Source organism: Vibrio sp. 10N.247.311.14 (assembly GCF_041467715.1).
Lineage (GTDB): Bacteria > Pseudomonadota > Gammaproteobacteria > Enterobacterales > Vibrionaceae > Vibrio > Vibrio crassostreae_C.
Window position 1 is genome coordinate 1 of record NZ_JBFSVE010000070.1, and the last position, 24,639, is coordinate 24,639.

Genomic DNA, 24,639 nt, shown 5'->3' on the forward strand with positions numbered 1-24,639 from the left:
TAATAATCACCCATACTGGCCGTTTCTATCTGAGATCCAATTAGGAAACAAAGCCCATCAAAAATCTCGCCGGACAGCATTTTCTCGAGTTCTGTTTTCATTGTTTGCATCCCATTCGTCAACATCGATATTAGAATACGGATAATTGGACATAAAAAAAGAGAAAAGCCTAAGCCTTTCTCTTCCTGTTTTTCTATTTAGCAATCAAGATTGCTCAAATTAGATTTGCTCAACGAAACCCATTAGGTGCTGTTTCACTTCGTCTGAAGCAAAAGCGCTCTCTACAGAGTACTTGTAGATCTCTGCGTAGTCTTCTTGTGTTAGACCGAACGTTTCACATACACGCTTCACTTCGTTAGTCATGGTTGTGTTCGACACAGTGCGGTTGTCTGTGTTGATCGTTACAACGATGCCGTCTTTCTTGAATTCAGCAATTGGGTGGTCGCTGAATTTGTGAATACATTTAGTTTGCACGTTACTTGTTGGGCAAGTTTCAAGCGCAACCTGCTTCTCTTTAACGATGTTGTACGCGTCTTCGTTACCTTGGATGTGGACACCGTGGCCGATACGCTCAGCGTCAAGCAGTGTGACTGCATCGTAAACGTTCTGACCATGCCATTGCTCACCTGCGTGAACCGTCACACGGTAGCCTTGTTCAATAGCGTATTGCGTGTACTCAGGGAATTCAGCGCAGAAGCCCGGCTTTTCACCGCCTGCAATATCAAACGCAACCACGCCTTTACCAAGGTATGGTTTACCAGCGTCGATTACATCTTTGATTGAGTCTTTCGGGAACATACGAAGTACAGACATGATGTAGTTGCCCTTAATGTCGTATTTCTCTTCTGCACGCTTCATGCCTTTAACCGCACTTGCGATGATTGCATCAAGAGACAAGCCCTTGTTTACGTGAAGAATCGGTGCAAAACGAACTTCTAGGTACTTAACGTTTTCTAGTGCTGCGTCTTCGTAAAGCTCAAAAGAGATACGCTCAATCGCTTCTTCCGTTTGCATCACTTGCAGTGGCAGGCTAAAGCAAGCTAGGTACTCATCAAGGTTTTTGCAATCTTCAGGCACTGTTAGAGACTTTACTACCGCTTCACGGTCTTCTGGAAGTTCGATTCCGTACTGTTTCGCCAGATCAATAATGGTGTCTGGACGAACACTTCCGTCTAGGTGGCAGTGCAGATCAATCTTAGGGAGTGCTAGAAAGTTCATGAGTATTCCTTAGGTCTATTATTTTTTGAGTTATTAACTCATAGGTTACATGGGCTTAAATTAACAAGTTTGTGATATGATTTAAAGTGACATAAAGTCATCATTAATCTGAATCTAAGGAATATCATGGTAGATGTTAAAAGCTTACTCAAATGTGATATGAATTTACTGCTGTGTTTACACGTGTTGCTTGAAGAGCGCAGCGTGAGCAAAACGGCAGAGCGATTGTTCCTTAGTCAGTCTGCGGTGAGTAAACAACTCACTAAGCTGCGTTCTTTGTTTGACGACCCTTTGTTTGAACGTGAGTCAAAAGGCCTGTTTCCAACACCGAAAGCCACCTCTTTAGCGCCTAAAATTCATCAAATCCTTCTGCAAGTTGAACAGCTAACCGTGCCGGACATTTTTGAGCCGAAAGACAGCGAACGTACTTTTAATATCGATCTTGTTGAAACCGCTTATACCGCGATTTACCCTAAATTTATGCCTAACGCGCTAGCAGATGCGCCGAACATTACGGTAAACAGCACTACTTGGAGCAGCGAAACCTTTAAGCGCTTACTAAAGCGTGAGGTCGATTTCGGGATTGGAATTTTTGAGCTCGATGAAAGGGCTAGCACCCACATTCAAAATATCCCTGCCGAGCTAAACCACGTCGAGTTGCTGCAAGATTACTCTGTGTGCTTGATGCGAAATGATCACCCAGTACTTCAAGAAGAGTGGAATCTGCAAGCCTTCCTTAAATACCGTCATATTCAGTTAGTCACTGGTGGCGTTGGCGACTGGTTGCTTCTGGAGATCTTGCAAGCCAAACAGCTTCAAATTAACAAAGCCGCCAACGTGTCGGACATCACCAGCGCAGTAAAGCTGTGCAAGCAAAGCGATTTGTTAATGTGTTATCCGTACAACTCGGTTTGTGACTATATTGAGAGTGGCGAACTGGTGATGAAACCGATTCCCATTGAGTTGGTTCCCGGTGGTTTGTTTTTGCTTTGGCATCGTTATTTTGACTCTGAACCAAGCCACAAATGGCTTCGCGACCTTATAGTCAATAAGACCCAAGAACCCTAGCTGTAAACCGCGAGCTACGATGATAAAAACGGCGAAATAACTTTTTTAAAATTTATTTCGTCTTTTTCGAATGAGCATCGTCTTATTACGGGTGCCAAATGCCCGCCAAGAATGAGATATCTAAATGAATTCAATGCCATCGATTCGTTGGTGTTGATTGATTAGTGCTTAATCCTGATGACAGACAGACAGACAGACAGAAGTAAGGCCAACGTGTATACGCTGGCCTTTTTTATGGTTCTTCGCAGATTAGTGCCAAGTTGGATAAGCGACTCGGCTTGTTGTTACGTTATGCTGGAACCTTAAAACAAGAAACTTGATTGCTGTATTTTGGTACGAAGCACAATTTGTCTGCCGACATTTTTAAGCCGTTTTGCATCTGGATATGTGTTACCGCCCAAATCACGCAGCCATGAGGCAAATTGAATAGCGAGCGAGTTTGAGTGAACAACACGCCGTCATCATAGGCTGGTGTAATGTTCGTCGCTTTGCCTTGCCACGCCTTATGAGTGGTTTGCACATCAATATTTGGAACAATCAATGAGAGCATTTCTGGCTCAACGTCTTTTACGACTTTCAAGCAGATACGACACCCATCGTAGTATTGTTCTATCCAGATTTTATGTGGAATAGCGTGATCATCCCAACCCAGTTGTAAGATATGTTCCATGACTTTGTCCTTGGTATCTAAGAAGGAAAGGCAGTGCTCAACACTGCCTGAATTAGCTCAAATATTATTCGTAACTTAAACCATGTCCGAACGGGTAAAGGGTGTCGGCTTGATCGTACCCAGGGTAGTCTGAGTCTTGGTTTTGAATGGCTTGGGCACTGTTCGCTAAAGCAAATGGCAGTTTTCCTTGAGGAGCAAAGTTGCCTGAAAGTACTTCCATTAGGTTGCTGTCCGAGACACCAAATGTGGCGATCACGGCACCGGCTTGCTTAAGATTACTTTGATCGTCTAGCACGAAGGGTTGTCTAAAGTTGATGGACAATACCGTTTTGTCAGCGCCCACTTCGTTCATAACGGCTTTGATGTCGCTTAGGCTTGGTTCAATATGCCAAGATGCAGCTGTAGCCATTTCACTGAACGCAAGAATATCGAGTTCATCTGGGTTCGCGCCACCAAAGATAAGATCAGGATCTGAGCCTTCGTTAGATACGCGAACACGAATAACCGCATAGTCCGTATCGGCTGGTACTGGTGGACGCGTTTCTCCCGCTTCGTAATCTCCGGAAGTCACGGTAAAGTTGTACTTGTCGTCTCCTGCAATGTTTTCGTCCATTCCCATGACATACAGAGCAACAGGATTTTGTGCGGTTGATTCAGCTAGAGGTAAAGTCTTATTGGTATTTTGAAGTAAGACGACAGACTTTTTCTGTGCGTAATCAGCGCGTTCTTGGTACTTCTCGTTGCCTAAAATCTCTTGGGCTTTTTTCTCATCAACGTAAGTGTTTTCGAAAAGGCCAAGCTTGAATTGTTCTTCAAGTAAGCGTGTGACTGATAGGTCGACACGCTCTTCGGTAAGCAGATCTTTTTCCACGAGTTTCACGATGACTTCTTTATCATGGAAACCTGAAAGAACATCGACTCCAGCTTCGACCGCCATGGCAACCTGCTCATCAATCGTTTTGTGTTCCACACCCCATGCACGATCGCCAATAATGCCGGTATCTGAGTTCACGTTACCTGTGTAGCCCAATTCGTCTCTGAGAAGGTCGGTAACAATGCCTTTTGAGAAGGACATACCAACATCGTTTGGCATCCACTTTTGATCTACAGGGATGCCGTAGTAAGGCATGATTGAAGAAGCGCCAGCCTCAATCGCAGCAATAAACGGTTTTAGGTGGTAATCAAAATTGTTCTTTGGATAGACTTGGTTTTTACCGAAGTCATAATGTGGGTCACCACCGTTTTCTTGTGGACCGCCACCAGGGAAGTGTTTGATGGTTAGCGCGATACTGTCTTCGTTGACCTCACCGCCATCCTGCAACCCTTTGATAAGTGAGCGCATAATGTCAGACGCTAAATCTGCATCTTCGGTAAAGGTTTCGTGTACTCGGTACCAACGAGGTTCTGTCGCCAAATCCATCATGTATCCGTACATACTGCGTAGGCCAATTGAAGACCATTCTTCATTCATGATACCTGCAAATTCAGTGATTAAATCCATGTCGCGAGTGGCTGCTAAACCTGCCTCTTTAGGCCAAGCAGAAAAGGCACCTGAAGAAACGTTGATCCCTGCTTTAGCTGATGGATCTATGTGGTTACGAGCATTGGATTTGAATAGAGCGGGGATACCCATTCGCGTCTGTTCACGCAGTTCTTGAACACTATTCATGAACTGGGCAGCTTCTGTTGGGGTTATCTGACAACCTGAACGGCCTGAATCGCAATCAGGCGCATTGGTAGGTGTTTCAACTACGCTGTTACGGAAGATAAAGCGCGTCATTTGGGCATCGCCAATCATGTCTTGTCCTTTACTACTAACGAGCCCACCTTTGGACGAGTTTAAGGTGTCAATGAGCATCATGCCGGCTTTCTCATCTAGCGTCATGCGGCTAACCAAGTCTGCTGCTCGCTCTTCTGGAGATAATCGCCAGTCTTCAAAAGGCTCCAGTGTTCCATTACCGTTAGAATCTCGGAATTGGTAGCCCTCAACGTTCAATACATCATGAACACGAGAGTGAACTTGGGGTTGCTGGAAGTTATTGTCGCTATCAGATGAGTTACATCCTGCAAGAAGCAACGCGATTGCTATAGGTGTCAGGGTAAGACGCTTCATGGTCACGATCCTATTGTTAGTATAATAATAAGTACATGACCAATTTTAATAATTAATGGACTATTGGTTAACCAAAATAGGTCAAACTAAAGGTTTGGATCACCATATAAATTTAATTGGTGATTTAATTCAATTTAGTATTGGAAATATATTGACGAAGTTTAAATAACGTAAACTTAACTAGATTTAATTTTTTGATATCCAATTAATCCCCCATTTAATTAGTGATGTATTACTTCCATATTTTAAATTTAGAATAAAAAATATATTGCCTATTTTATAGTTAACAATCTGCGTTGATGTAAACGATAGATAGTGACCATGTTGGTGACAATAAAGGTGATTTCGACAAAGGACCCGCCAATCGAACCAATCCAAATGTTATGGCTAGCCCAACAGAAAGAATTGAATAAGATCAAGGACCTCAATGCGATGCCTTGTCTTGAAAAGAGTGCCCATGTCGCAACGGATGAACCAACAACCGTAATAAATTCAAAGAAATGATTCATGTTGGGTAAAGTCATGCACCACATCAAGCCAATAAAGAACCACATCACTTTGCGCGATTGAGTTTTTATCGATACATAGCTGCGAATAGCATTAATAATTACGCCTATAGCCGCCACTATGGCGCCCATTAATATGAAATGGATACTCATTACAAAACAAAAGATCATCATCTGGTAGCGAAAACGCATATCATCTTTTTGCCAAAAGGCCATTACACCGATACAAAAAGCCAGGCCGCCAACTCCTTGTGTTATCCAGTTTTCCATATTTAGCCTTTATTTTTAAGATGCTATCGAGCACGATTAAATATTAACTTTGAAAGAATAATGCTCAACCATAAAATAACCCTCCAAAAGGAGGGCTAGATATAACGTCAAAATGCTATTGCACTAGGTTTAATTGACTAACTTAACGGCTTCACGAGTTAAATGAGCCAGCTCTTCCCAATTGCCTTCTTCAATCAGCTTCTTATCTACCATCCAAGTACCACCGCATGCGAGTACTCGAGGTATCGCTAGGTAGTCTTTAATATTGTTTGGGTTAATGCCACCTGTCGGCATGATTTCAATATCCGTGTAAGGCGCAAGAAGTGACTTAACCATGTTGATGCCACCTGATGCTTCAGCAGGGAAGAACTTCAATGTGGTTAAGCCCATTTCTAGAGCGGCTTCTACTGTGCTCGGGTTGTTGACCCCAGGAATGATATCAATACCAATCTCTTGGCAGGCTCTTACCGTGTTTGGATTAAATCCAGGAGAGACGACGAACGTTGCGCCTGCTTCTTTAGCCGCAATAGCTTGCTCACGATTGAGCACAGTGCCTGCGCCGATCAACATATCTGGTTGTGATTCACGAAGTAGACGAATAGCTTCAACTGCAGCTTCCGAACGGAATGTAATTTCTGCTGCAGGTAAACCATTTTCAGCTAACACTTTACCCAGAGGGATGATGTCTTCAGCGTTGTCGATAGCGATCACAGGGATAACTTTCAGTGTTTTCAGTTGTTGTTTGATGTTAGACATTGGTATTCCTTAAATGGCTGTGATGGCCGCTTGAGTTAGTTCTTTTGCAATAATGGCCCCACGATGTTGGATAACGACGCCTGCCATGGTATTGCCGCGCTGGCATGACTTTGTTAAGTCTTCGCCCGCAAGGTAAGCAGATAAAAATCCGCCATTGAATGAGTCTCCTGCTGAGGTCGTATCAACGACGTGCTCAACAGGTAGGGTCGGCACCGCCCGTGGAGCCGAAGCGGTACCAGAATCTGGATTTACGTCATCCTGCATTGTGGCATCTTGAATGAGACAGCCATCTGCCCCCAGTTTTACGATGCATCGCTTAACACCCAGTGAAGTTAGACGTTCAATGGTTTGTTCAGGTGAAGCATCTCCCCAAATTAACTGTTCATCATCGAATGTCACTAACGCTAAATCCGTCAATGTATACATGGCTTGGTAGCTGTTTTTGACGGTTTGGTTTTTGTCCTGTGGCCAAAGTGCAGGGCGGAAGTTACTGTCGAAGGCGATCTCAACGCCTTGTGTCTTCAACTCAACCAAGATGTTCAATAGCTCGATACGATCTTGCTTAGGCAGAATCGCTAATGTGATACCGCTGAGAAAGACCATATCGACATTGCGCAGTGCCTGCTTTATCTGATTGAAATCAGGGTGCTGCAGTAGGTAGCGTGCAGCCGATTGATTTCTCCAATACAGAAAGGTACGTTCACCTGCGTCATCAAGCTGAATCAGGTATAGGCCTGGCGTACGTTGGCTGTCTTGTAGAACTAGGTCCGTCGACACCCCTTCTTGTTGCCAGCGTTCTAACATTCCCTTGCTAATCGGGTCTGCGCCTAAAGCCGTGACGTAGGACACTTTGATGTCATCTTGATTGAGGTTGGCTTCACAGCCGCGGCTTAAATAGACCGCAGCATTGAGAGTGTCTCCGCCAAACGTTTGATGCATTGAGCCGAACGGTTTGCCGTTAAGCTCGATCATGCACTCACCAATGATGGCGATATGTTTCATGGGTTACGCCCTCTCTTCGAAGTAGCGTTTTGCGTTACCAAAGCAGATGTCTTCGACCATAGGGCCAAGCAGTGACATGTCGTTTGGTACCTCGCCGTTTTCAGCCCAACGACCAAGCATGTCACACAGAATTCTGCGGAAGTATTCGTGGCGTGTGTAAGACAAGAAGCTGCGAGAGTCAGTCAGCATTCCGACAAACTGGCTAAGCAGACCAAGCTGAGATAGCTGCTCCATTTGGCGTTGCATGCCGTCTTTCTGATCGTTGAACCACCAACCAGAACCAAACTGAACTTTGCCCGCGATGCCGCCACCTTGGAAGTTACCAATCATGGTTGCCATCATCTCGTTATCGCGAGGGTTTAAGCAGTAAAGGATGGTGCGAGGCAGTTCATTGCTTTGATCCATCTCGTCCAAAAGGTGAGCCAGTTCGAAGGCAAATGTCTTGTCGCTGATCGAATCAAATCCTGCATCAGCACCTAACAGTTGGAACATACGTGTGTTGTTATTGCGTTGAGCACCAATGTGAAGCTGCATTACCCAACCCATTGCGGCGTAGCGCTTGCCTAACCACACTTGAACCGCTGTTGAAAACTGCGCACATTCTAGATCGGTGAGTGTTTCGCCATTGAGGCGTCGAGTTAGCAGGGCATCCAAATCTGATTCAGATGGAATAGGTGCGTAGCGAACCACTTCAATACCGTGGTCCGCTGCACGGCAACCATGGTTGTTGAAATGCGCTAGGCGGCTGTCTAAGGCACTCAATAGATGATGGAAGTGAGTGATCTCAACGTCAGCAACCATGCCTAATTTTTGTAGGTAATCAGCAAAGCCATCAAGTTCAATTTTGAACGCTTTATCTGGGCGCCAGCTTGGTAGAACCTTCACATCAAATGAATTGTCTTGAGCGATCGCTTTATGGTGTTCAAGAGAATCAATAGGATCGTCTGTCGTACCTGCCATCACCACATTCATTTGCTTCATGATGCCGCGAGCACTAAATTCTGGTGTCGCTAATAGCTCGTTGCCTTCGTGCCAAATTTGGTCTGCGGTTTCTGGACCAAAGAGAGTGCCAGTAATACCAAATGGGCGGCGTAGTTCTAAATGAGTCCAATGGTAAAGTGGGTTGCCCAAGGTTTGAGGGACGGTTCTAGCCCAGGCCATGAACTTATCATAATCGCTTGCGCCTCCAGTAATCAGACGCTCATCAATCCCTGCTGAACGCATACCACGCCATTTGTAGTGGTCACCTTCAAGCCAAATCTTAGACATGTTTTCGAACTGACGATCTTGAGCCACTTCTGCCGGGTTTAGATGGCAGTGATAGTCATAAATCGGCTGGTGGCTTGCGTGTTCATGGTACAAACGACGTGCAGTCTCATTCGACAGTAAAAAGTCTTCACATAAGAAATTCTTCATTGTTTGTACTCCTTATAACGCAGCCACGGTCGCAACGGCACCGTGTTCAATTAATGATTGGTACGCTGAACTTACCGCATCAATGACCTGCGGGTCTTGGCCTAGCTCGGCAGGGAAAATCGCTTCAACCGCAAGTAATGCTGGAACCACAGAAACATTGAGTCCATGCTGGTCGCAGATCTGGCGAAGTGTGTCTGCCATTGGATCGCGGACATCAATCTCATTGCCTTGCTCATCAACGCCAGATACATAGCGCATCCAGCCAGCGATGGCGGTTGCAAGCCACGAGAAATCTGAGCCTTGATCTAAATGGAATCGTAAGCTGCCACCCATACGTTGAGGGATCTTCTGGCTGCCATCCATCGCAATCTGCCACGTCTTGTGCTTCAAGCTTGGGTTAGTGAAGCGGTTGATCAGCAAGGTTGCGTAACCTTCTAAATCAGTCCCTTCAGGCATCGTTAACGAAGGTGCCTGTGATTTCATCATCATGTCAAAAGCGGCTTTTCGGTAGCCAGCATCCGTCATAGTGTCGGAAATATGGTCGTAGCCACCAAGGTATCCAAGGTAAGCAAGGAAAGAGTGACTGCCATTGAGCATACGCAGTTTCATCTCTTCGTAAGGCACCACATCTTCTACGAACTCTGCGCCAGCGACATTCCAATCTGGACGACCTGCCACAAAGTTATCTTCAATCACCCATTGGCGGAAGGGTTCACAGGCGATGCCACATGGGTCTTCACAACCAAGCAGTTCTGCAATTTCTGTCAGTGTTTCTTCTGTTGCTGCGGGTACGATACGGTCAACCATGGTGCATGGGAAGGTGACATTGGTTTCAATCCAATCACGTAATTCTGGGTCAAGCAGTTGAGCAAACTCAATGATCGCTGCTTTTGCTACATGACCGTTCTCTTGCACGTTATCGCAAGACATGACCGTGAATGGTGTTAAGCCACGTTCACGTCGAATTTTGAGCGCTTGCACAATGTAACCTAATGCTGATTTAGGTTCGCTTGGGTTAGCTAGGTCAGCGATGACTAATGGGTTATTTTTGTCGAGTTTTCCTGTCGCTGGGTCTGCGCAGTAGCCTTTCTCTGTGATGGTCATAGAAACGATAGCCACTTGAGGTTCGGCCATTTTTTCTAATACGGTTTCGATGCCGTCTAGGCTTGGGTGAAGAGATTCGGCCACTGAGCCGATCACTTTAACGTCTGTGGATTCAGCGCCTTTTTCAGCAACCGTGTAAAGGTGATCTTGCGTGCGAAGTGATTCAATTAAGTCTTCGCCTCCGAATAGGTTAATTTCGCAAATACCCCAATCAGTGCTGGTCTTGCTGAGCATTTCATTGGTGAACAACGCTTGATGCGCTCGGTGAAATGCACCGAAGCCAAGGTGCACGATACGGCTTTGGAGTGCTGAACGGTCGTAGTCAGGTCGTAGTACAGTGTTTGGCAGCGTAGAGTTAGCAACAGTCTTCATTATTCAGTTCCTTTTCCCGCCAGCGAACCAGCGGGATTTTATTATTTGATAAAGCGTTTGAGTGTTTAGCAGTCTTAGAATCTATCTGTGACCAAATTACGAACCGTAGCCCAGTACCAATTCAGGTAGGAACAAGCTCAGCTCAGGGATAAAAGTAACGGCCATTAGGGCTGCAATAAGTGCGGCATAGAATGGCAATAAAGGCTTGATGACTTTGTCGATGGCAATGTTGGCAACCGAACAACCGATGAACAGAGCACTACCTACTGGCGGTGTACAGATACCGATAGCAAGGTTGAAGGTCATCATGATGCCGAAGTGCACAGGGTCGATGCCTAGGTCTAGCGCGATTGGTAAGAAGATTGGTGTGAAGATAAGAACCGCAGGGGTCATATCCATAAAGATGCCAACAATCAACAGAATCACGTTGATAATCAGTAGGATCATTAGTGGGTCTTCGGAAACCGCGAGTAGAGCATCGGCAATCATGTAAGGTACATCGGCGTTCGCCATTGCCCAAGACATGCCCATTGATGCGCCAACCAGTAATAGAACGATAGATGTTGTTACTGCAGACTCAAGGATGATCTTTGGAATATCACCCCATTTCACTTCGCGGTAGACAAGCACAGCTAAAACAAACGTGTATACCACAGCAATTGCGGAAGCCTCAGTCGCAGTAAAGATACCGCCAATGATGCCGCCCATGATGATGCCGATCAGTGCTAAAGAAGGTGCTGCTTTTAGGAAGGTATTCCATACCATTGATGTGGAAGGACGAGCTGCGACTGGGTAGCCACGACGTTTCGCGATAATACCTGCCACCATCATGATGCTCAGCCCCATCAATAGGCCTGGGATGTAGCCTGCTAAGAACAATGCTGCAATAGAGGTACCACCAGAAACTAATGAGAACACGATCAGCGTGTTGCTGGGCGGGATAAGCAAGCCCGCAGGACATGACGTAATATTTACCGCAGCCGAGTAGTTTTCGTCATATCCATCTTTCTTTTGCAGAGGAGACATAGTGCCACCAACTGCAGCAGCCGATGCAACCGCTGAGCCTGAGATAGACCCAAACATCATGTTTGCCATCACGTTTACGTGGGCGAGTGAACCTGGTAGACGACCACCCAACACTTTCGCGAAGTTGATCAAACGCAGCGCGATGCCGCCTTGGTTCATGATGTTGCCCGCCAAAATGAAGAACGGAATTGCTAATAGTGCAAAGTTATCAAGGCCTGCCGCCATACGTTGAGCAACTACAGCAATTGCAGGCTCAAGCGGTAAGCTCATTAAGATGGTTGCTAGTGACGATAAACCAATCGCAAAAGAGACCGGTACACCGATTGTAAGCAGTACAGCGAAACTACCGAATAATGTCAGTATTACTTGCCATTCCATTGTGAAATCCTTCTATCAATCAAGTTGTGAGTCGGTGATCAAATCGTCACCTGACATTAATTGTTTAACGCGTTCGTAGGTAAATACGACTGAGTAAAAAATCATCAAAGCGCCACTAACCGGTAAGCAGAAGTAGATGTAGCCCATTTCTAAACCTAGAGCGGGAGTCAGTTGTCCCATCGCAAGTGTTTTAGCTGCAAGTTGGCTGCCACCGTGTACCAGAACGATATAAGAGAAAGAAGCGATGGCTATTTGGATAATGATTTCGTTGATTAATTTACGTTTGCCAGTCAGCTTCATCGTAAGTAGGTCGATGGCAAGGTGGCGTTTCAGACCTGTTGTGTAAGCAGCACCAATCAGGGCTACCCACATAAAGAGGTAACGAGCGAGCTCGTCGGTAACAGTACTTGGTTTGCCAATAACATAGCGGGATAAAACCTGCCATATCACACACAGTACTAAGAAAGACGATAGAGACACTGTAAAGGCGGCCAACCCTCTATTTATGTAACTGACCAATTTATTCATGTTTATTTCCTTTCAACAAAATTGCGTATCTCATAACAATTGGTTTACCAATGTAAGAAATTGTTTCTGTGTAGGGGGAGTGATGTTCAAAAATCTGGTCGAATCATAAGCCATTCATTCTTTGGTTGGCGTGAGCAACTTCACAAATGATTTTGGTTGACCAATTTGTGGGTTTTTATTGTGATATTGGTCAATCAATTTTAATTTCAGCTTTGACGGTTGGTTTTTTGATCGCCAATATGAGCCCAGAACAATAAATACCCTACACATTGGATAACCAATCCACGGAGAATAAGAATGATGATGACGCGTAAAACTTTGATTAGTGCTGTTGTCGGTGCTGCTTTCACTTTTGGAGCAACAGCTTCTGCTTATGCAGCGACAACATTGAAACTGAGCCATAACCACCCTCGTGACCATGCAGTACATGAAGCGATGACATTTATGGCGAAAGAAGTACGTGAATTGACGGATGGTGAGGTACGCATTCGTATTTACCCTGATGCTCAATTGGGTACACAGCGTGAATCTATGGAGCTGATGCAGAATGGCGCTTTAGATATGGTGAAAAGCAATGCTGCTGAATTAGAAGCTTTTTCTCCTGCTTATTCATCATTCAACATGCCTTACTTATTCCGCGATCAAGCGCACTACTACAGTGTGACTGATGGTGAAGTAGGCCGTGACATTCTTAACTCTTCTCGTGATAGCGGCTTTATTGGTGTGACTTACTACGATGCTGGTGCGCGTAGCTTCTATACCAATAAACCAATTAACACACCAGAAGACCTGAAAGGTTTGAAAGTTCGTGTTCAACCAAGCCCATCAGCAATTGCGATGGTGAAAGCGTTAGGCGGTAACCCAACGCCACTCGCTTACGGTGAGTTGTACACAGCACTACAGCAAGGTGTCGTGGATGCGGCTGAAAATAACATTCCTTCTTTCAGCTTGAGCCGTCACAGCGAAGTGTCTAAATACTTCAGCTTAGATGAGCACACGATGGTTCCGGATGTGTTGGTTATCTCAACCAAGGCATACGATAAACTGACTACAGAACAACAAGATGCGCTAATGAAAGCGGCAAGTGATTCATCTGAATTGATGAAAAAATTGTGGGCTGAATCGGAAGCAAAAGAGCGTGCTAAAGCCGAGAAAATGGGCGTGACTTTTGTGGAACCAGACAAGGCTGCGTTCGCACTAGCGGTTCAACCTATGTACGACGCGCTAGATAAAGCGGATCCAGAATTGAGCGCATTGATTGACCGTATTCAGGCTGTTGAATAACAAGCAAATATAGAAAAAAGAGTAATACAAAAACAAGGTGTTACTGCATTTTAGGATATAGAGGTTGACCAATTATATTTGGTCATTATGATGGCGAGAGAAATACAATGGAAAGAAGTGACAATATCATCATGATGCCTTTCGAACCGAAAAGACCTTATCAGGAGATAGGGTTAGTACTAAGAAAAGAACTGATTGAAGGCCTGTATAAGGTCGGAGATAGGTTACCTCCAGAACGCGATATTGCTGATCGTCTAGATGTAAGCCGCACTGTGGTGCGTGAAGCGATCATCATGCTGGAGCTTGAAAACTTAGTTGAGGTGAAAAAAGGGTCGGGTGTTTATGTCTTGAATATTCCAACTCATTCTCGCGAGAATGTGGTCAGCGATGACGCTGGTCCATTCGAGATGCTGCAGGCTCGTCAATTACTGGAAAGTAATATCGCGGAGTTTGCGGCAACTCAGGTCACTCCGGGCGACATCATTAAGATGCGCTCTGCACTCGAACTCGAGCGCGAAGAGCTTGCAAGCGGTACCACCGATTGCAGCGGAGATGAAAGATTTCACATGTGTATTGCAGAGGCTACTCAAAACTCTGTGCTGGTAGATATGTTGAAACAATCCTGGGATCGACGCGAAAAGAGTCCAATGTGGAATAAACTCCACTCTCACATCAGTGGTCAAGATTACCGTGAAGAATGGTTAGATGATCATGCTCGTATCCTCGCCGCCTTACAGCGCAAAGACCCTGTCGCTGCTAAGAACGCAATGTGGCAACACCTTGAGAATGTTAAGCAGCGTTTGTTAGCGCTGTCAGACATTGATGACCCAAACTTTGATGGTTACTTATTTAGTTCTAACCCAGTGGTGCTACTTAGCACGGAAAGTTAGTCCTGAAAGCTAACGTTGAACTCTGCGACAAAACTCTTTTTGGAAGCTGATTCATTCACTAGGTTATTAATAGGTAATCGTCTTTAGACCGGCGTAGACCGGTGCTATCTCGGGCAGTAATTATCATTACTGCCATTAAGAAGTCGTTATTGCATTTAGCTTGATTAATTCGAGCCGGCTAAGTGCGTCTTAAAGAAAGGTAAGTCTCATGGAACAAACGTGGCGTTGGTACGGCCCTAATGATCAAGTTTCGCTAGATGACATTCGTCAAGCGGGCGCAACTGGTATTGTGAATGCACTGCACCATATTCCAAATGGTGAAGTTTGGACAAAAGAAGAAATCCTGAAACGCAAAGCCATTATCGAAGAGAAAGGCTTAACGTGGTCGGTTGTAGAAAGCGTGCCTGTGCACGAAGAGATCAAAACTCAAACTGGCAACTACCAGCAGTGGATTGATAACTATAAGCAAACTCTGTCTAACCTTGCTGAGTGTGGCATCGATACGGTTTGTTATAACTTCATGCCCGTGTTGGACTGGACGCGTACCGATTTAGAATTTGAAATGCCTGATGGCTCTCGCGCACTGCGCTTTGACCAAATCGCGTTTGCGGCATTTGAGCTGCATATCTTGAAGCGCCCGGGTGCAGAATCGGACTATTCAGAGTCAGAGCAAGCGCAAGCGTTGGATTACTTCAACAACATGACGCCTGAGCAAATTCAGCAACTGACCAATAACATCATCGCTGGCCTGCCAGGCGCTGAAGAAGGTTACACACTAGAAGCGTTTCAAGCACAGCTAGATCGCTATGCGGGAATTGACAAAGACAAGCTACGTGGGCACATGTCTTACTTCCTCGCTGAGCTGATGCCTATCTGTGATGCGAATGGTTTGAAGATGGCGGTTCACCCAGACGATCCACCGCGTCCAATTCTAGGCTTGCCTCGCATCGTTTCAACGATCGAAGACATTGATTGGTTGACCGAACATGTACCGAGCAAAATGAATGGCTTGACGATGTGTACGGGTTCATACGGTGTTCGTGGTGACAATGATCTGGTTAATATGATCAAAAAGCACGGTGACCGAATTTACTTTACGCACCTGCGTTCAACTAAGCGTGAAGAGAGCAACCCTATGACATTCCACGAAGCAGCGCACCTAGATGGTGATGTGGATATGTACAACGTTGTAATGGCCATTTTGGATGAAGAAAATCGCCGTGCAGAAGTAGGCGACCACCGCTTGATTCCAATGCGCCCGGATCACGGTCATCAGATGTTGGATGACCTGAAGAAAACCACTAACCCAGGTTATTCGGCAATTGGTCGATTGAAAGGCTTAGCTGAAGTTCGCGGTTTAGAGATGGCATTGAAACGCGCTTTCTATACCAAGTAACGACGGCATCTAGCTTTAAAATACTTCTAAAAACCAGAACTCATGTTCTGGTTTTTTTGTATCTGAGCTCAGTAAAACTTCAGAGTTTGGATAACAACAATCACGCCCCTAACTTGGTAAAGGCCAACGGGGTTTGTCCAGTTTGCTGTTTGAAAAAAGCGATAAACGCACTGTTGGATGAGAACTCTAGCAGATGAGCCACATCAACGACTTGTCGGTTTTCTGAGAGCAGTTCAATCGCTTTAAACAAGCGCCATTGCTGTCGCCACTCTTGGTAAGTCATGCCTGTTTCGGCTTTGAATAATCGAGTAATCGTTTTGGTGCTTGCGCCAACCGAGTTCGCTAATGTCGAGAGGGCTGGGGCAAGAAAGGAAGCGGTTCGGACTTGTTTGCAAAAGCTTTTAAAGCGGCGATCTGTCGGTAGTGGCAAGATAAACGAGTGTTGGTTAGCACTGTAAAACTCTTCCCAGAATAGGTTGGCGGTATTGGTGGTTTGCTCGCGGGCAACGTCCCAATCCCAGAAAGCCATCTTATTGATCAGGGCTTTTAAAAGCTCATTCACTTCCACAATTTCAATCGCTTCTGGGCAGGTGTAAATACTGCTATCAAAATAGAGCGACCGATAAGCAACCACATTGGTCATCTGCGCGCGATGTTTGGTATAAGGCGGGATCCACACGGCTTTAGTCGGCGGCAAAATGCAAATGGCGTTTTCTAAGGTCAAGGTGATGCAACCCTGCGGAGCATACAGCAACTGTCCTTTTACGTGGTGATGTATTCCTGAGTCATGCTGACCTAGCTCTGCCGCAATCCCTATTACGGGCGCAGGTAAGCTGTCTGCATCAAACTCAATGGTTTCGCTGATTAATGCCATTTGTCCTAATCTTGTTGTTTTTGGTTTTAATGTTGTTAACGAGCCAAGGTTAGTTTCCCCTAGACTCCTCGTCAAGTTCACTGGTCTTGGAAAAATGATGAAAACAAAACCTTCTTTATGGCAAATGGTGCTATTGCTGATGTTCCCTCAAATCGCAGAAACCATCTATAGCCCGACTCTGGATTCAATATCGAAATCCTTTGATGTCAGTTACACACAAGCTGCTCAAACCCTATCGATTTACTTCTCTGCATTTGCGGTGGGTGTGGTGGTATGGGGCGTGTTAGCTGACAAGTGGGGTCGCCGACCAACCATGTTATTGGGCATGGGGTTATTCGCTTGTTCAGCACTCATTGCTATGCAAACCAATAGCTTTGTTTGGTTGATGATAGCCCGAGCCATGGGCGCTTTCGGGCTTGCGGTTGGCTCGGTTGTGACACAAACCATGTTGCGAGATGCCTTTAGCGGCGCTGAACTGGCCAAGGTGTTTGGTTACATGGGGATGGGGCTGTCGATTAGCCCAATCATCGGGCTGCTTCTTGGCGGTCAATTAAGCCAAGCGGGCGGGCATCAATATGTGTTTATTGCCCTGTTTATTATGGTGTTAGTGCTGTTGGCACATAGCCTATGGTCATTGCCTGAAACGCAACAATCTAAGCAGCCATTGCAGTTAAAGTCACTCAGTATTCACATGGTCAAAGATAGCGATATATGGATGTCTGCGTTGCTGGTCGCGTCGTTCAATATTGCACTGTTTTCCTATTATCAATTGGGTTCATTTGCCTTCATTCAACTTGGATTTAGCGTTGAGCAGTTTGGCTACAGCGGCATTGTGCTTGGGTTCGGGACTCTGTTGGGAAGCTTGGTGAACAAGACATTGTTGAAGAGACAAGTGTCTTCAATGTCTCTGATTGGTATCGCAGCAGGGCTTCAAACATTAGGTGCGGTGTGTGTGTATTTTTCACAACACACGATCTGGTTCTTGCTTCCAATGATGTTGGTGGTTATGGCGTTTGGCATTGCGATTCCCAATGTATTGAGCCGAGCGTTGGTACGTTACCAATCTCAAGCAGGAAGTGCAGGCGCACTGTTTGGTTTGATGTATTACACCTTGATCGGCTCAGGGCTCGCTTTAGCGGGAATGCTCCAAGATCTAGGTGTAGTGTTGGTACTTTGTGGCGCGTTATCTGTTCTGGTGACGATACGCAGTCGACTCCAGCTTAAACGCTAAGTCTCTCATCTGTATTGATAAATTCCGTGTCCTGTTTGGCGCGGAATTTATCATTTCTTGGTTTGTAAATTTGGATATTGACAGGGGTAGAGTGATCGTTCTACTCTGTAGGTAGAACAATCATTCTACCCTTTGTCGGGTATTGAGAGAGCACTATGTTGAGAGAACAGATTGCAGCAAGCTTAGAGGTGGCATTTAGCCAGCAAGGTTTTGCTGAGCCGAGCGTTGCACAGCTGAAAACGGCGTGCGATGTAAGCCTAAGAACCTTGTATAAACATTTCCCTTCAAAAGAAGCGATGATCGTTGGTGCCTTGGAATATCGACACCAACGCTACTTAGATTTCTTGTTGGAAACGTCGCCTGAAAAGGGGCTCGCATCGGTTACTCATATCTTCAACAAGCTCCAACAATGGTTAGAAGAGTATGCGCCACATGGGTGCATGTCGATGAATGCGATGGCTGCGTTTCCCGATAATGAGCTTATCAGCCAAGCGGTTACACAGCATAAAGAACAAGTTCGTTTGCTAATAGGCCAGCAGAGCCTGCGAGAGGATCTCGCGACACCGCTGTTTTTACTTCATGAAGGCGTATCAAGCGCGTGGCCAGTCTTAGGCGAAGAAGCAGTGGCATCGGCGCAGAATATGGTGACAAAATTACTCGAGGAAACACGATGAAATTCGAACTACCGAAAACAATGAAAGGCGCAGAGATGTTAGGGCACGGTGGTGCAGAGATGCTGGGTTACCGTGAAGATATTGCTGTTCCACAAATTGAGCCTAATGAAGTGCTGATCAAAGTCATGGCAGCAGGCGTGAACAACACCGACATCAACACACGAATCGGTTGGTATTCTAAAAGCGACGATTCAGACGACGCAAGTTGGTCGGGTGAAGCGTTGAAATTCCCTCGTATCCAAGGTGCTGACGTGTGCGGCTTCATCGTGGCAGTCGGCAATGAAGTCTCTGCTGACCGTATTGGTGAGCGTGTTCTGATTGAGCCTTGTTTGACCGAGGTTTATGGACAAGATCTACCACAACCATGGTATTTCGGATCTGAATGCGATGGTGGTTTCGCTGAATACACCAAAGTAGCAGCTAAGCATGCTTACGCGGTGAACAGTTCTATGTCGGATGTTGAGCTAGCGTCTTTCCCATGCTCTTATTCGACCGCAGAGAACATGCTAACTCGTGCCAATGTGGCTGAAGGTGATCGCGTGCTTATCTCAGGTGCATCGGGCGGTGTGGGCTCTGCGGCTATTCAGCTAGCAAAAGCTCGCGGCGCGTATGTGATTGCGATTACCAGCCCAAGCAAGAACCAACAGTTACTTGAACTTGGCGCTGATGAAGTGATTGCCCGTGATGCGGATTTGGTTAAAGCGCTAGGCGAAAGCAGTGTGAATGTGGTTATCGACTTAGTCGCCGGTGACAAATGGCCGGAATTCCTTGAAGTGCTGAAACCACATGGTCGCTATGCCGTATCTGGCGCAATTGGTGGCGCTATGGTTGAGCTTGATGTGCGAACTTTGTATCTCAAAGACCTCAGCTTTTTTGGTTGCACGGTTTTAGAACCGCAAGTATTCCAAAACTTGGTTAATCGTATCGAGAAACAGCAGATTGGCGCCATCGTTGCAGAGTCTTATCCGCTAGCCGATATCCATAAAGCGCAAGATGAGTTCTTAAAGAAAAAACACGTTGGTAAGATCGTGTTGAAAGTCGCTCAGAGTTAACTTTAGACGGTGTCACGCATCTAATCTATGTAAGAGCGAGCCAGTATCATGTGCTCGCTTTTTTGTTTCTGGCGAATGCTGGCGGGCTCAGTCTTGCAACCCGTTGAGTAACAGATCCTATACAGCTGAAAGGTTAATGATTCATTTATCACTGTATGGTTTATGAGTTGCCTGTGCGATAATCACCGCCTATATATCCCGAACTGTTTGATAATCATCTAGGAGCCGTATTGATGTTTAAAAGGGTATTGCAGGCACTATTCTCACCTTTTGTTTATTCAAAAAACAAACCCTCTGCAGAGCCTGCCCAACAAGAGCAACAACAAACCGTTGCTACTGATTCTGTTCAGTCTTCAATCTTTGTTCCGCCGTCGTCCGCTCAGCCATCATCATTAATCGTCGATAAGACGCTTAGCCTTCACGATGGTGAGTTCCTTGATTATTTGTTTGGAGAGTCTCGCCTTCGAACGGAGTCAGACCCATTTAGTGATTTTGTCGCTTGCCAAATCGAACGCTTGATTCGCTCTCCAAAAGCCTTGCTTAATGAACTTCCAGTGATGCCAGCCTCTGTGACCACGTTAATGGGCGAATTACAGAGCGATGAGTTTGATGTCGATACTCTGTTAAGAGTGATTGAGCGCGAGCCGAGTATGGCTGCCGATGTGATTAAACTGGCAAATAGCGCCTTTTACAAACGCAATGAAAAACAGGTTACCGACCTAAAAACAGCATTCTTAAATATGGGTTCTCAAGGGCTCGTTGAAGGGGTGGTGAATAGCTACATGAAGAACTTCACGCCGGGGAACAATATTTACTGGCGTCACTTCGGTGAGAAAATTTGGAATCACAGTGTTCAAACCGCGTCGTTTTCTAAGGAGTTGATGAAAGACTCTTCATCTCAAGAAGAGCAAGCAGCGGCGTATTTTGTTGGGTTAATTCGCAACTTAGGCAAGATGATCATTTTCCAGATGATGGTAGAAGCCTTCAAGCATGTTGATCCTTCTGTTCCACCTAACTCGTTAGCATTGAAGCGCCTGATGAACAGCTACTCCATTCGCCTGACTTACACCATTGCTAAGTTCTGGGAACTGCCAGAATCAGTGTTGACCGCGATTGGCTACCAAGAGTCGAGCCGATACGAATGCACGCCACTTGGTCAAGCTGTGTTTGAAGCTAACTACTTGAGTGAGCTGTGCTATTTACTGGAAGAACAAACGATTGAAGTCGAGCAATTTAAGCGCAGATGCAAAGAGACACTGATGTCTCCGGCTGCATACAAAGTGGCTAACCGTATCTATAAAGAGTCTGAATTATCGCTAGTGAGCTAACCCTTAGCCTATTCGACCTACGCTGTGACTGAACATAATGATTGGTTGCAGCTTGGTTGGGCTAGGTTGTGAAATACATTCAGCTACGAAATACGCTTACAAATGGCTAATCCACAGCTTGTCGAGTTCGCACCAACCGAAACCATTTACTTGTGCGCCGTGTATCTTTTCAGAAACCTCTAAGTTGAACGCCTCTTGCTTGAGCTCAACCACAACTCCAGATTCATGCAACCAATGCCGAAGCACCAACAGTGCATTCATTGCTAACTCAAAGTTGGGCTGGTTTGTTATTGAGGCTAAGCCTTGTTCGATTGTCTCTAGCATCTCAGAAGGTAAAGTTAATTCCTCAAACGGGAAGCGAGTGAAAAAGCTTAACCACGAAGTGAAGGTGTCGTTCTCATCAATAATACTGCACAGCGCGACGTCTTTGGTAGTTAGGTAGTGAGTTAGGTAGTGCCCATATTCCACGCTGGTTTTGTGGTCGCCAGACACTGACAACTGATCGAAAAGGGCTTGGCATTCAGAGGTGTCTTCAACGGTGAACTCACGAACGGTTGAAGACAACATCGGGCTTTGAATCTTAAAGAAGGTTGAGCCGAAATCTGGTTGGGAAGAATGGTCATCGCCACGCACGCTGGTCGTTTTCTCGGGCAGTTTCACGCACACCTGATTTTGAGCGCAGGCTTTGCTCTGTGCCCATTCAGGATAGACCCACAACTCGACTCGATTCAGAATCGGCGTGCTGTGTGAATAGGCGCTATTGCGGCTCAATCTCAACATCTTGCTTGAGAAGATGTCTAATGAGAACGCGCCAGATCCAATCAGCCTATCAGTCGGTGATGAGTGATCGAATACGGAGGCTTCAGCCCTAGCAAGTAGGCGCGGTAAATGCCAATCAGGTTGATTCAATTTCACGACAACCACATTGCCTGCCAAGACAGAGACCTCATCAATATGCTGATAACAGCGACGCCATATTTTGCTTTGGCAGAGCGAGTTTAGGCTGCGCGCTATGTCTTGAGGTTCGAGTGTTCGACCGTTATGAAAGTGAACACCATTACGAATCTGAAAGTGCCACTGTGTTGCATCTTGATGAGCCTGCCAATGATAAGCCAGATCGCCGCTGAGTTTGCCGTGCTTAACGGAGGTTAGGCGTTGGCAAACTTGCATAACTAAGAAACGTTCGGTGCGTCTAAGCACGCGTTGAGGGTGAAGCGCTTCGAGTTCTCGGTGAAACGGGATGTACGCGATATTCTGCGTCGACGGATTGGTATTGCTTAGAAAGGCTTGCAACTCAGTGCCAGCATTGCGGCCGTTGAAGCTCAAGGTGCTAAACACCTGTTCTATGTTGCCTGCGTCAGCTTGGGTTTGTGCGTATTGGTAACACGCCTCAATGGGTTCAACCAGACACGTGAGTTGTGCCTTCTTGCTGCGGCCTGAGCTAGCTTGCCACTCAATCCAGCCTTGTGCTGTCATCGCTTTGAGTAAGGTCTGAACGTGACGTTCACTCACGTGCAGCAGTGTGGCCAGTTGGTTGACCTGACAGTGTGATACTCCAGGCCCAAAAGCCTGAAATATCTTTTCATACAGTTCAAGCTTACGCTTAAGGTTGCCCAATTTGCTTTTCCTAACGACGAGGTTGAGTTAAATGTGAATAGCCAGAATCAATCAGTGCGTTTTCCATCGTATCGAGAACTCGAGAGGTTATCTCTGAGCTCAGGATATTCGATTCAGTTTTGCCTTGAAGCACCAAATCTGAAAAATGGTCGATTTCAAACTCGAATCCATTCCCTATCACTCGGTAGTTAATGGTCGACTTTTGGCCTTGATGTTCAATCTCAATAAAGGCCGGATTCCACCATTTTTCGTGAATGGTGATTTTGGTTTCAGGTCCACTCAAGTGTGCTGATCGGGGAAGGTTTTGCACTGTTGATGCCGATATCTTACCGCTTATATCACCAGAGAATGTAAAGCATGCATTGGTATCAACATTCGCTCCCTCATAAAGACACGACATCTCTACCTGAGGTTTTGAAGGGTTTACACCCAGCGTTCGGCACAGATCGTAAAAGAACCAAAGCCCATAGACCCCAACATCGAGTGTTGCTCCGCCTGACAAATCCGGATTGAAGATAAACAAATCGGGCTCATAGTCATGATGGTTACCAAAGCTGGCTTCGATTGAATCTATCTGAATGTTGTTATCGACCAAGAATGATTGGAGCTCACGATATGCGGGAAACACCACGGTTTTCATTGCTTCTAACAGCATCACGCCATTTTGCTTGGCGAGGGCTTTCATCTCAAGCCAGTCACCAAGGTTGGTAAAAGCCGGCTTCTCGACCAATACGTGCTTGTTATTCTTCAGAAACAGTTCAGCAAGTGGCTGGTGGTATGGGTGAACCGTAGCGATGTAAACCGCTTCGACACTTGGGTCATTCGCCATCTCTTCGTAAGAACCATAAGCCTTGTCGCAAGCAAACTTGTTGGCGAACGTGGCTGCGCGTGAGTGATCTCTGGCGGCAACCGCATCAAGCTCACCATGCAGAGAGTGCTCTGTGACTGCGGTTGCGAATCGATTGGCGATATTGCCTAGCCCTGCGATGCCCCATTTAATTTTTCGTTGCGTGTCGCTCATCAGTTGCTCCAAATCGTTGTTTTGTATCAGTGTACTCAGAGACGCCACATACAAATAGAGAACAGATTTCTCAACCTGTTCTCTATTTATTTTATTCTAGTTGAAGCTCAGGATTAGCTCTGTAGGGAGCATTTCCAATCGGCTAGGGCTTGAATGTGTTTTGGCCCGATGCCACAACAGCCACCGATAATATTCGCGCCAAGAGCGTGCCAGCGTTTTGCGTAAGCTAAGTAACCTTGGCCATCCAGTTCACGCATCTCCTGAAACATATCATTCGCTTCATGTTCGTTGCTGATAGGCGCAAAATTGTTGGCATAGACACCAACTTCTAAATCACTGCCTAGCTCATCGATCACTTTCTTGGCATCGATAATGGCTTGATCCATCACTTCAGGCACTGAACAGTTAAACATAATGCCTGTCGCGTTTGATTGGCAGGCAAGTTTGATGGCGTCTGTTACGCTCTCGCCAGAACGAATATTGGCAGAATCGCCCTTGGTATCTTCCAAACTGAATGCGTAGTAACAAGGCTTATCGGACTGTTTAAGTACCGCATGAATGGATTCGAACTCTTGCAGGCTGCAGATGGTTTCCGCTATCCAAAGATCGATGTTTGGATCCTGGGCATCGTAAAGCGTTTGAATGATTGGCGCTGCCTCTTCTACCTTAAATAAGTCTGGTCGGTAGCTGCCAAATGGCGGTGGAATCGCGCCCGCCACTTTTACGGTGTGAGAAGCATTGTTAGCAACTGCTTTAGCCAGCTCACCAGACAGTGCGGCTAGTTCAAAACTGATCTGCTCCAGTTAGACTGGACACCGCATTAAGCGACATATTGTTTTTCAAAG

General features: G+C 45.9%; 21 protein-coding genes and 1 pseudogene. 8 read left to right on the forward strand and 14 right to left on the reverse strand.

What is annotated here, in order from left to right:
- Window positions 1-219: 219 nt before the first annotated feature.
- Entirely contained in the window at window positions 220-1,218 is a 999-nt protein-coding gene (gene add, locus AB6F11_RS19760) for an adenosine deaminase (protein WP_017061091.1), read from the reverse strand.
- A 126-nt stretch (window positions 1,219-1,344) separates the two neighbouring features.
- Between add and AB6F11_RS19765 the strand changes: the two genes are divergently transcribed.
- Entirely contained in the window at window positions 1,345-2,286 is a 942-nt protein-coding gene (locus AB6F11_RS19765) for a LysR family transcriptional regulator (RefSeq protein WP_102394441.1), read from the forward strand.
- Window positions 2,287-2,575: 289 nt separating this feature from the next.
- Here the strand turns inward: AB6F11_RS19765 and AB6F11_RS19770 are convergent, their stop codons facing one another.
- The 9 genes from AB6F11_RS19770 to AB6F11_RS19810 all read right to left on the reverse strand — a co-directional run bounded on the left by AB6F11_RS19770 (window position 2,576) and on the right by AB6F11_RS19810 (window position 12,427).
- A complete protein-coding gene (locus AB6F11_RS19770) occupies window positions 2,576-2,956 on the reverse strand; it encodes a hypothetical protein (protein ID WP_102321247.1) in 381 nt (126 codons plus the stop codon).
- A 64-nt stretch (window positions 2,957-3,020) separates the two neighbouring features.
- Window positions 3,021-5,069, reverse strand: a complete 2,049-nt coding sequence (locus AB6F11_RS19775) for a glycoside hydrolase family 3 N-terminal domain-containing protein (protein WP_102398630.1) — start codon at window positions 5,067-5,069, stop codon at window positions 3,021-3,023.
- 272 nt (window positions 5,070-5,341) lie between these two features.
- On the reverse strand, window positions 5,342-5,845 hold the full coding sequence (locus tag AB6F11_RS19780; RefSeq protein ID WP_017057788.1) for a YgjV family protein: 504 nt from the start codon (window positions 5,843-5,845) through the stop codon (window positions 5,342-5,344).
- Between the two features lie 129 nt (window positions 5,846-5,974).
- Window positions 5,975-6,601, reverse strand: a complete 627-nt coding sequence (locus AB6F11_RS19785; protein ID WP_017068137.1) for a bifunctional 4-hydroxy-2-oxoglutarate aldolase/2-dehydro-3-deoxy-phosphogluconate aldolase — start codon at window positions 6,599-6,601, stop codon at window positions 5,975-5,977.
- 9 nt (window positions 6,602-6,610) lie between these two features.
- Window positions 6,611-7,603: a sugar kinase gene (locus AB6F11_RS19790; RefSeq protein ID WP_104216376.1), complete on the reverse strand. Its 993-nt coding sequence runs from the start codon at window positions 7,601-7,603 to the stop codon at window positions 6,611-6,613.
- A 3-nt stretch (window positions 7,604-7,606) separates the two neighbouring features.
- Window positions 7,607-9,019 carry a glucuronate isomerase gene (gene uxaC, locus AB6F11_RS19795; RefSeq protein ID WP_104216377.1) on the reverse strand — a complete coding sequence of 471 codons (1,413 nt, stop codon included), beginning with the start codon at window positions 9,017-9,019 and terminating at the stop codon, window positions 7,607-7,609.
- A gap of 12 nt (window positions 9,020-9,031) precedes the next feature.
- Window positions 9,032-10,495, reverse strand: coding sequence for a fructuronate reductase (locus AB6F11_RS19800; protein ID WP_017068140.1), 1,464 nt, complete (start codon window positions 10,493-10,495; stop codon window positions 9,032-9,034).
- Between the two features lie 96 nt (window positions 10,496-10,591).
- Window positions 10,592-11,899 carry a TRAP transporter large permease gene (locus tag AB6F11_RS19805; RefSeq protein WP_017068141.1) on the reverse strand — a complete coding sequence of 436 codons (1,308 nt, stop codon included), beginning with the start codon at window positions 11,897-11,899 and terminating at the stop codon, window positions 10,592-10,594.
- A 15-nt stretch (window positions 11,900-11,914) separates the two neighbouring features.
- Window positions 11,915-12,427, reverse strand: a complete 513-nt coding sequence (locus AB6F11_RS19810; RefSeq protein ID WP_017068142.1) for a TRAP transporter small permease — start codon at window positions 12,425-12,427, stop codon at window positions 11,915-11,917.
- Window positions 12,428-12,727: 300 nt separating this feature from the next.
- On the opposite strand from AB6F11_RS19810, the gene AB6F11_RS19815 reads away from it, so the two are divergent.
- From AB6F11_RS19815 to uxuA, 3 genes are all read left to right on the forward strand, one after another.
- On the forward strand, window positions 12,728-13,711 hold the full coding sequence (locus AB6F11_RS19815; protein WP_048610341.1) for a TRAP transporter substrate-binding protein: 984 nt from the start codon (window positions 12,728-12,730) through the stop codon (window positions 13,709-13,711).
- 107 nt (window positions 13,712-13,818) lie between these two features.
- Entirely contained in the window at window positions 13,819-14,601 is a 783-nt protein-coding gene (locus AB6F11_RS19820; protein ID WP_061020948.1) for an FCD domain-containing protein, read from the forward strand.
- Window positions 14,602-14,809: 208 nt separating this feature from the next.
- Complete coding sequence (uxuA, locus tag AB6F11_RS19825) at window positions 14,810-15,997, forward strand: mannonate dehydratase (protein ID WP_104216378.1); 1,188 nt, start codon at window positions 14,810-14,812, stop codon at window positions 15,995-15,997.
- Between the two features lie 100 nt (window positions 15,998-16,097).
- Here the strand turns inward: uxuA and AB6F11_RS19830 are convergent, their stop codons facing one another.
- Window positions 16,098-16,871 (reverse strand): helix-turn-helix domain-containing protein, encoded by a 774-nt coding sequence (locus AB6F11_RS19830; protein WP_017065211.1) that lies wholly within the window; start codon window positions 16,869-16,871, stop codon window positions 16,098-16,100.
- 97 nt (window positions 16,872-16,968) lie between these two features.
- Between AB6F11_RS19830 and AB6F11_RS19835 the strand changes: the two genes are divergently transcribed.
- The 4 genes from AB6F11_RS19835 to AB6F11_RS19850 all read left to right on the forward strand — a co-directional run bounded on the left by AB6F11_RS19835 (window position 16,969) and on the right by AB6F11_RS19850 (window position 21,156).
- A complete protein-coding gene (locus AB6F11_RS19835) occupies window positions 16,969-18,102 on the forward strand; it encodes a multidrug effflux MFS transporter (RefSeq protein WP_104216379.1) in 1,134 nt (377 codons plus the stop codon).
- A gap of 155 nt (window positions 18,103-18,257) precedes the next feature.
- Entirely contained in the window at window positions 18,258-18,776 is a 519-nt protein-coding gene (locus AB6F11_RS19840) for a TetR/AcrR family transcriptional regulator (protein ID WP_102398043.1), read from the forward strand.
- Window positions 18,773-19,828 (forward strand): alcohol dehydrogenase family protein, encoded by a 1,056-nt coding sequence (locus AB6F11_RS19845; RefSeq protein WP_104216380.1) that lies wholly within the window; start codon window positions 18,773-18,775, stop codon window positions 19,826-19,828. The genes AB6F11_RS19840 and AB6F11_RS19845 overlap by 4 nt, the downstream gene beginning before the upstream one ends.
- 233 nt (window positions 19,829-20,061) lie before the next feature.
- On the forward strand, window positions 20,062-21,156 hold the full coding sequence (locus AB6F11_RS19850) for an HDOD domain-containing protein (protein ID WP_102394448.1): 1,095 nt from the start codon (window positions 20,062-20,064) through the stop codon (window positions 21,154-21,156).
- Between the two features lie 96 nt (window positions 21,157-21,252).
- Here the strand turns inward: AB6F11_RS19850 and AB6F11_RS19855 are convergent, their stop codons facing one another.
- The 3 genes and pseudogenes from AB6F11_RS19855 to AB6F11_RS19865 all read right to left on the reverse strand — a co-directional run.
- The gene (locus AB6F11_RS19855; protein ID WP_104216381.1) at window positions 21,253-22,773 is read right to left on the reverse strand and encodes an SgrR family transcriptional regulator; all 1,521 of its coding nucleotides are present in this window, start codon (window positions 22,771-22,773) and stop codon (window positions 21,253-21,255) included.
- A gap of 10 nt (window positions 22,774-22,783) precedes the next feature.
- Window positions 22,784-23,794 (reverse strand): Gfo/Idh/MocA family protein, encoded by a 1,011-nt coding sequence (locus tag AB6F11_RS19860; protein WP_104216382.1) that lies wholly within the window; start codon window positions 23,792-23,794, stop codon window positions 22,784-22,786.
- Between the two features lie 113 nt (window positions 23,795-23,907).
- Window positions 23,908-24,594 (reverse strand): annotated as a pseudogene (locus AB6F11_RS19865) (homocysteine S-methyltransferase family protein); the annotation flags it as partial.
- Between the last annotated feature and the right edge of the window lie 45 nt (window positions 24,595-24,639).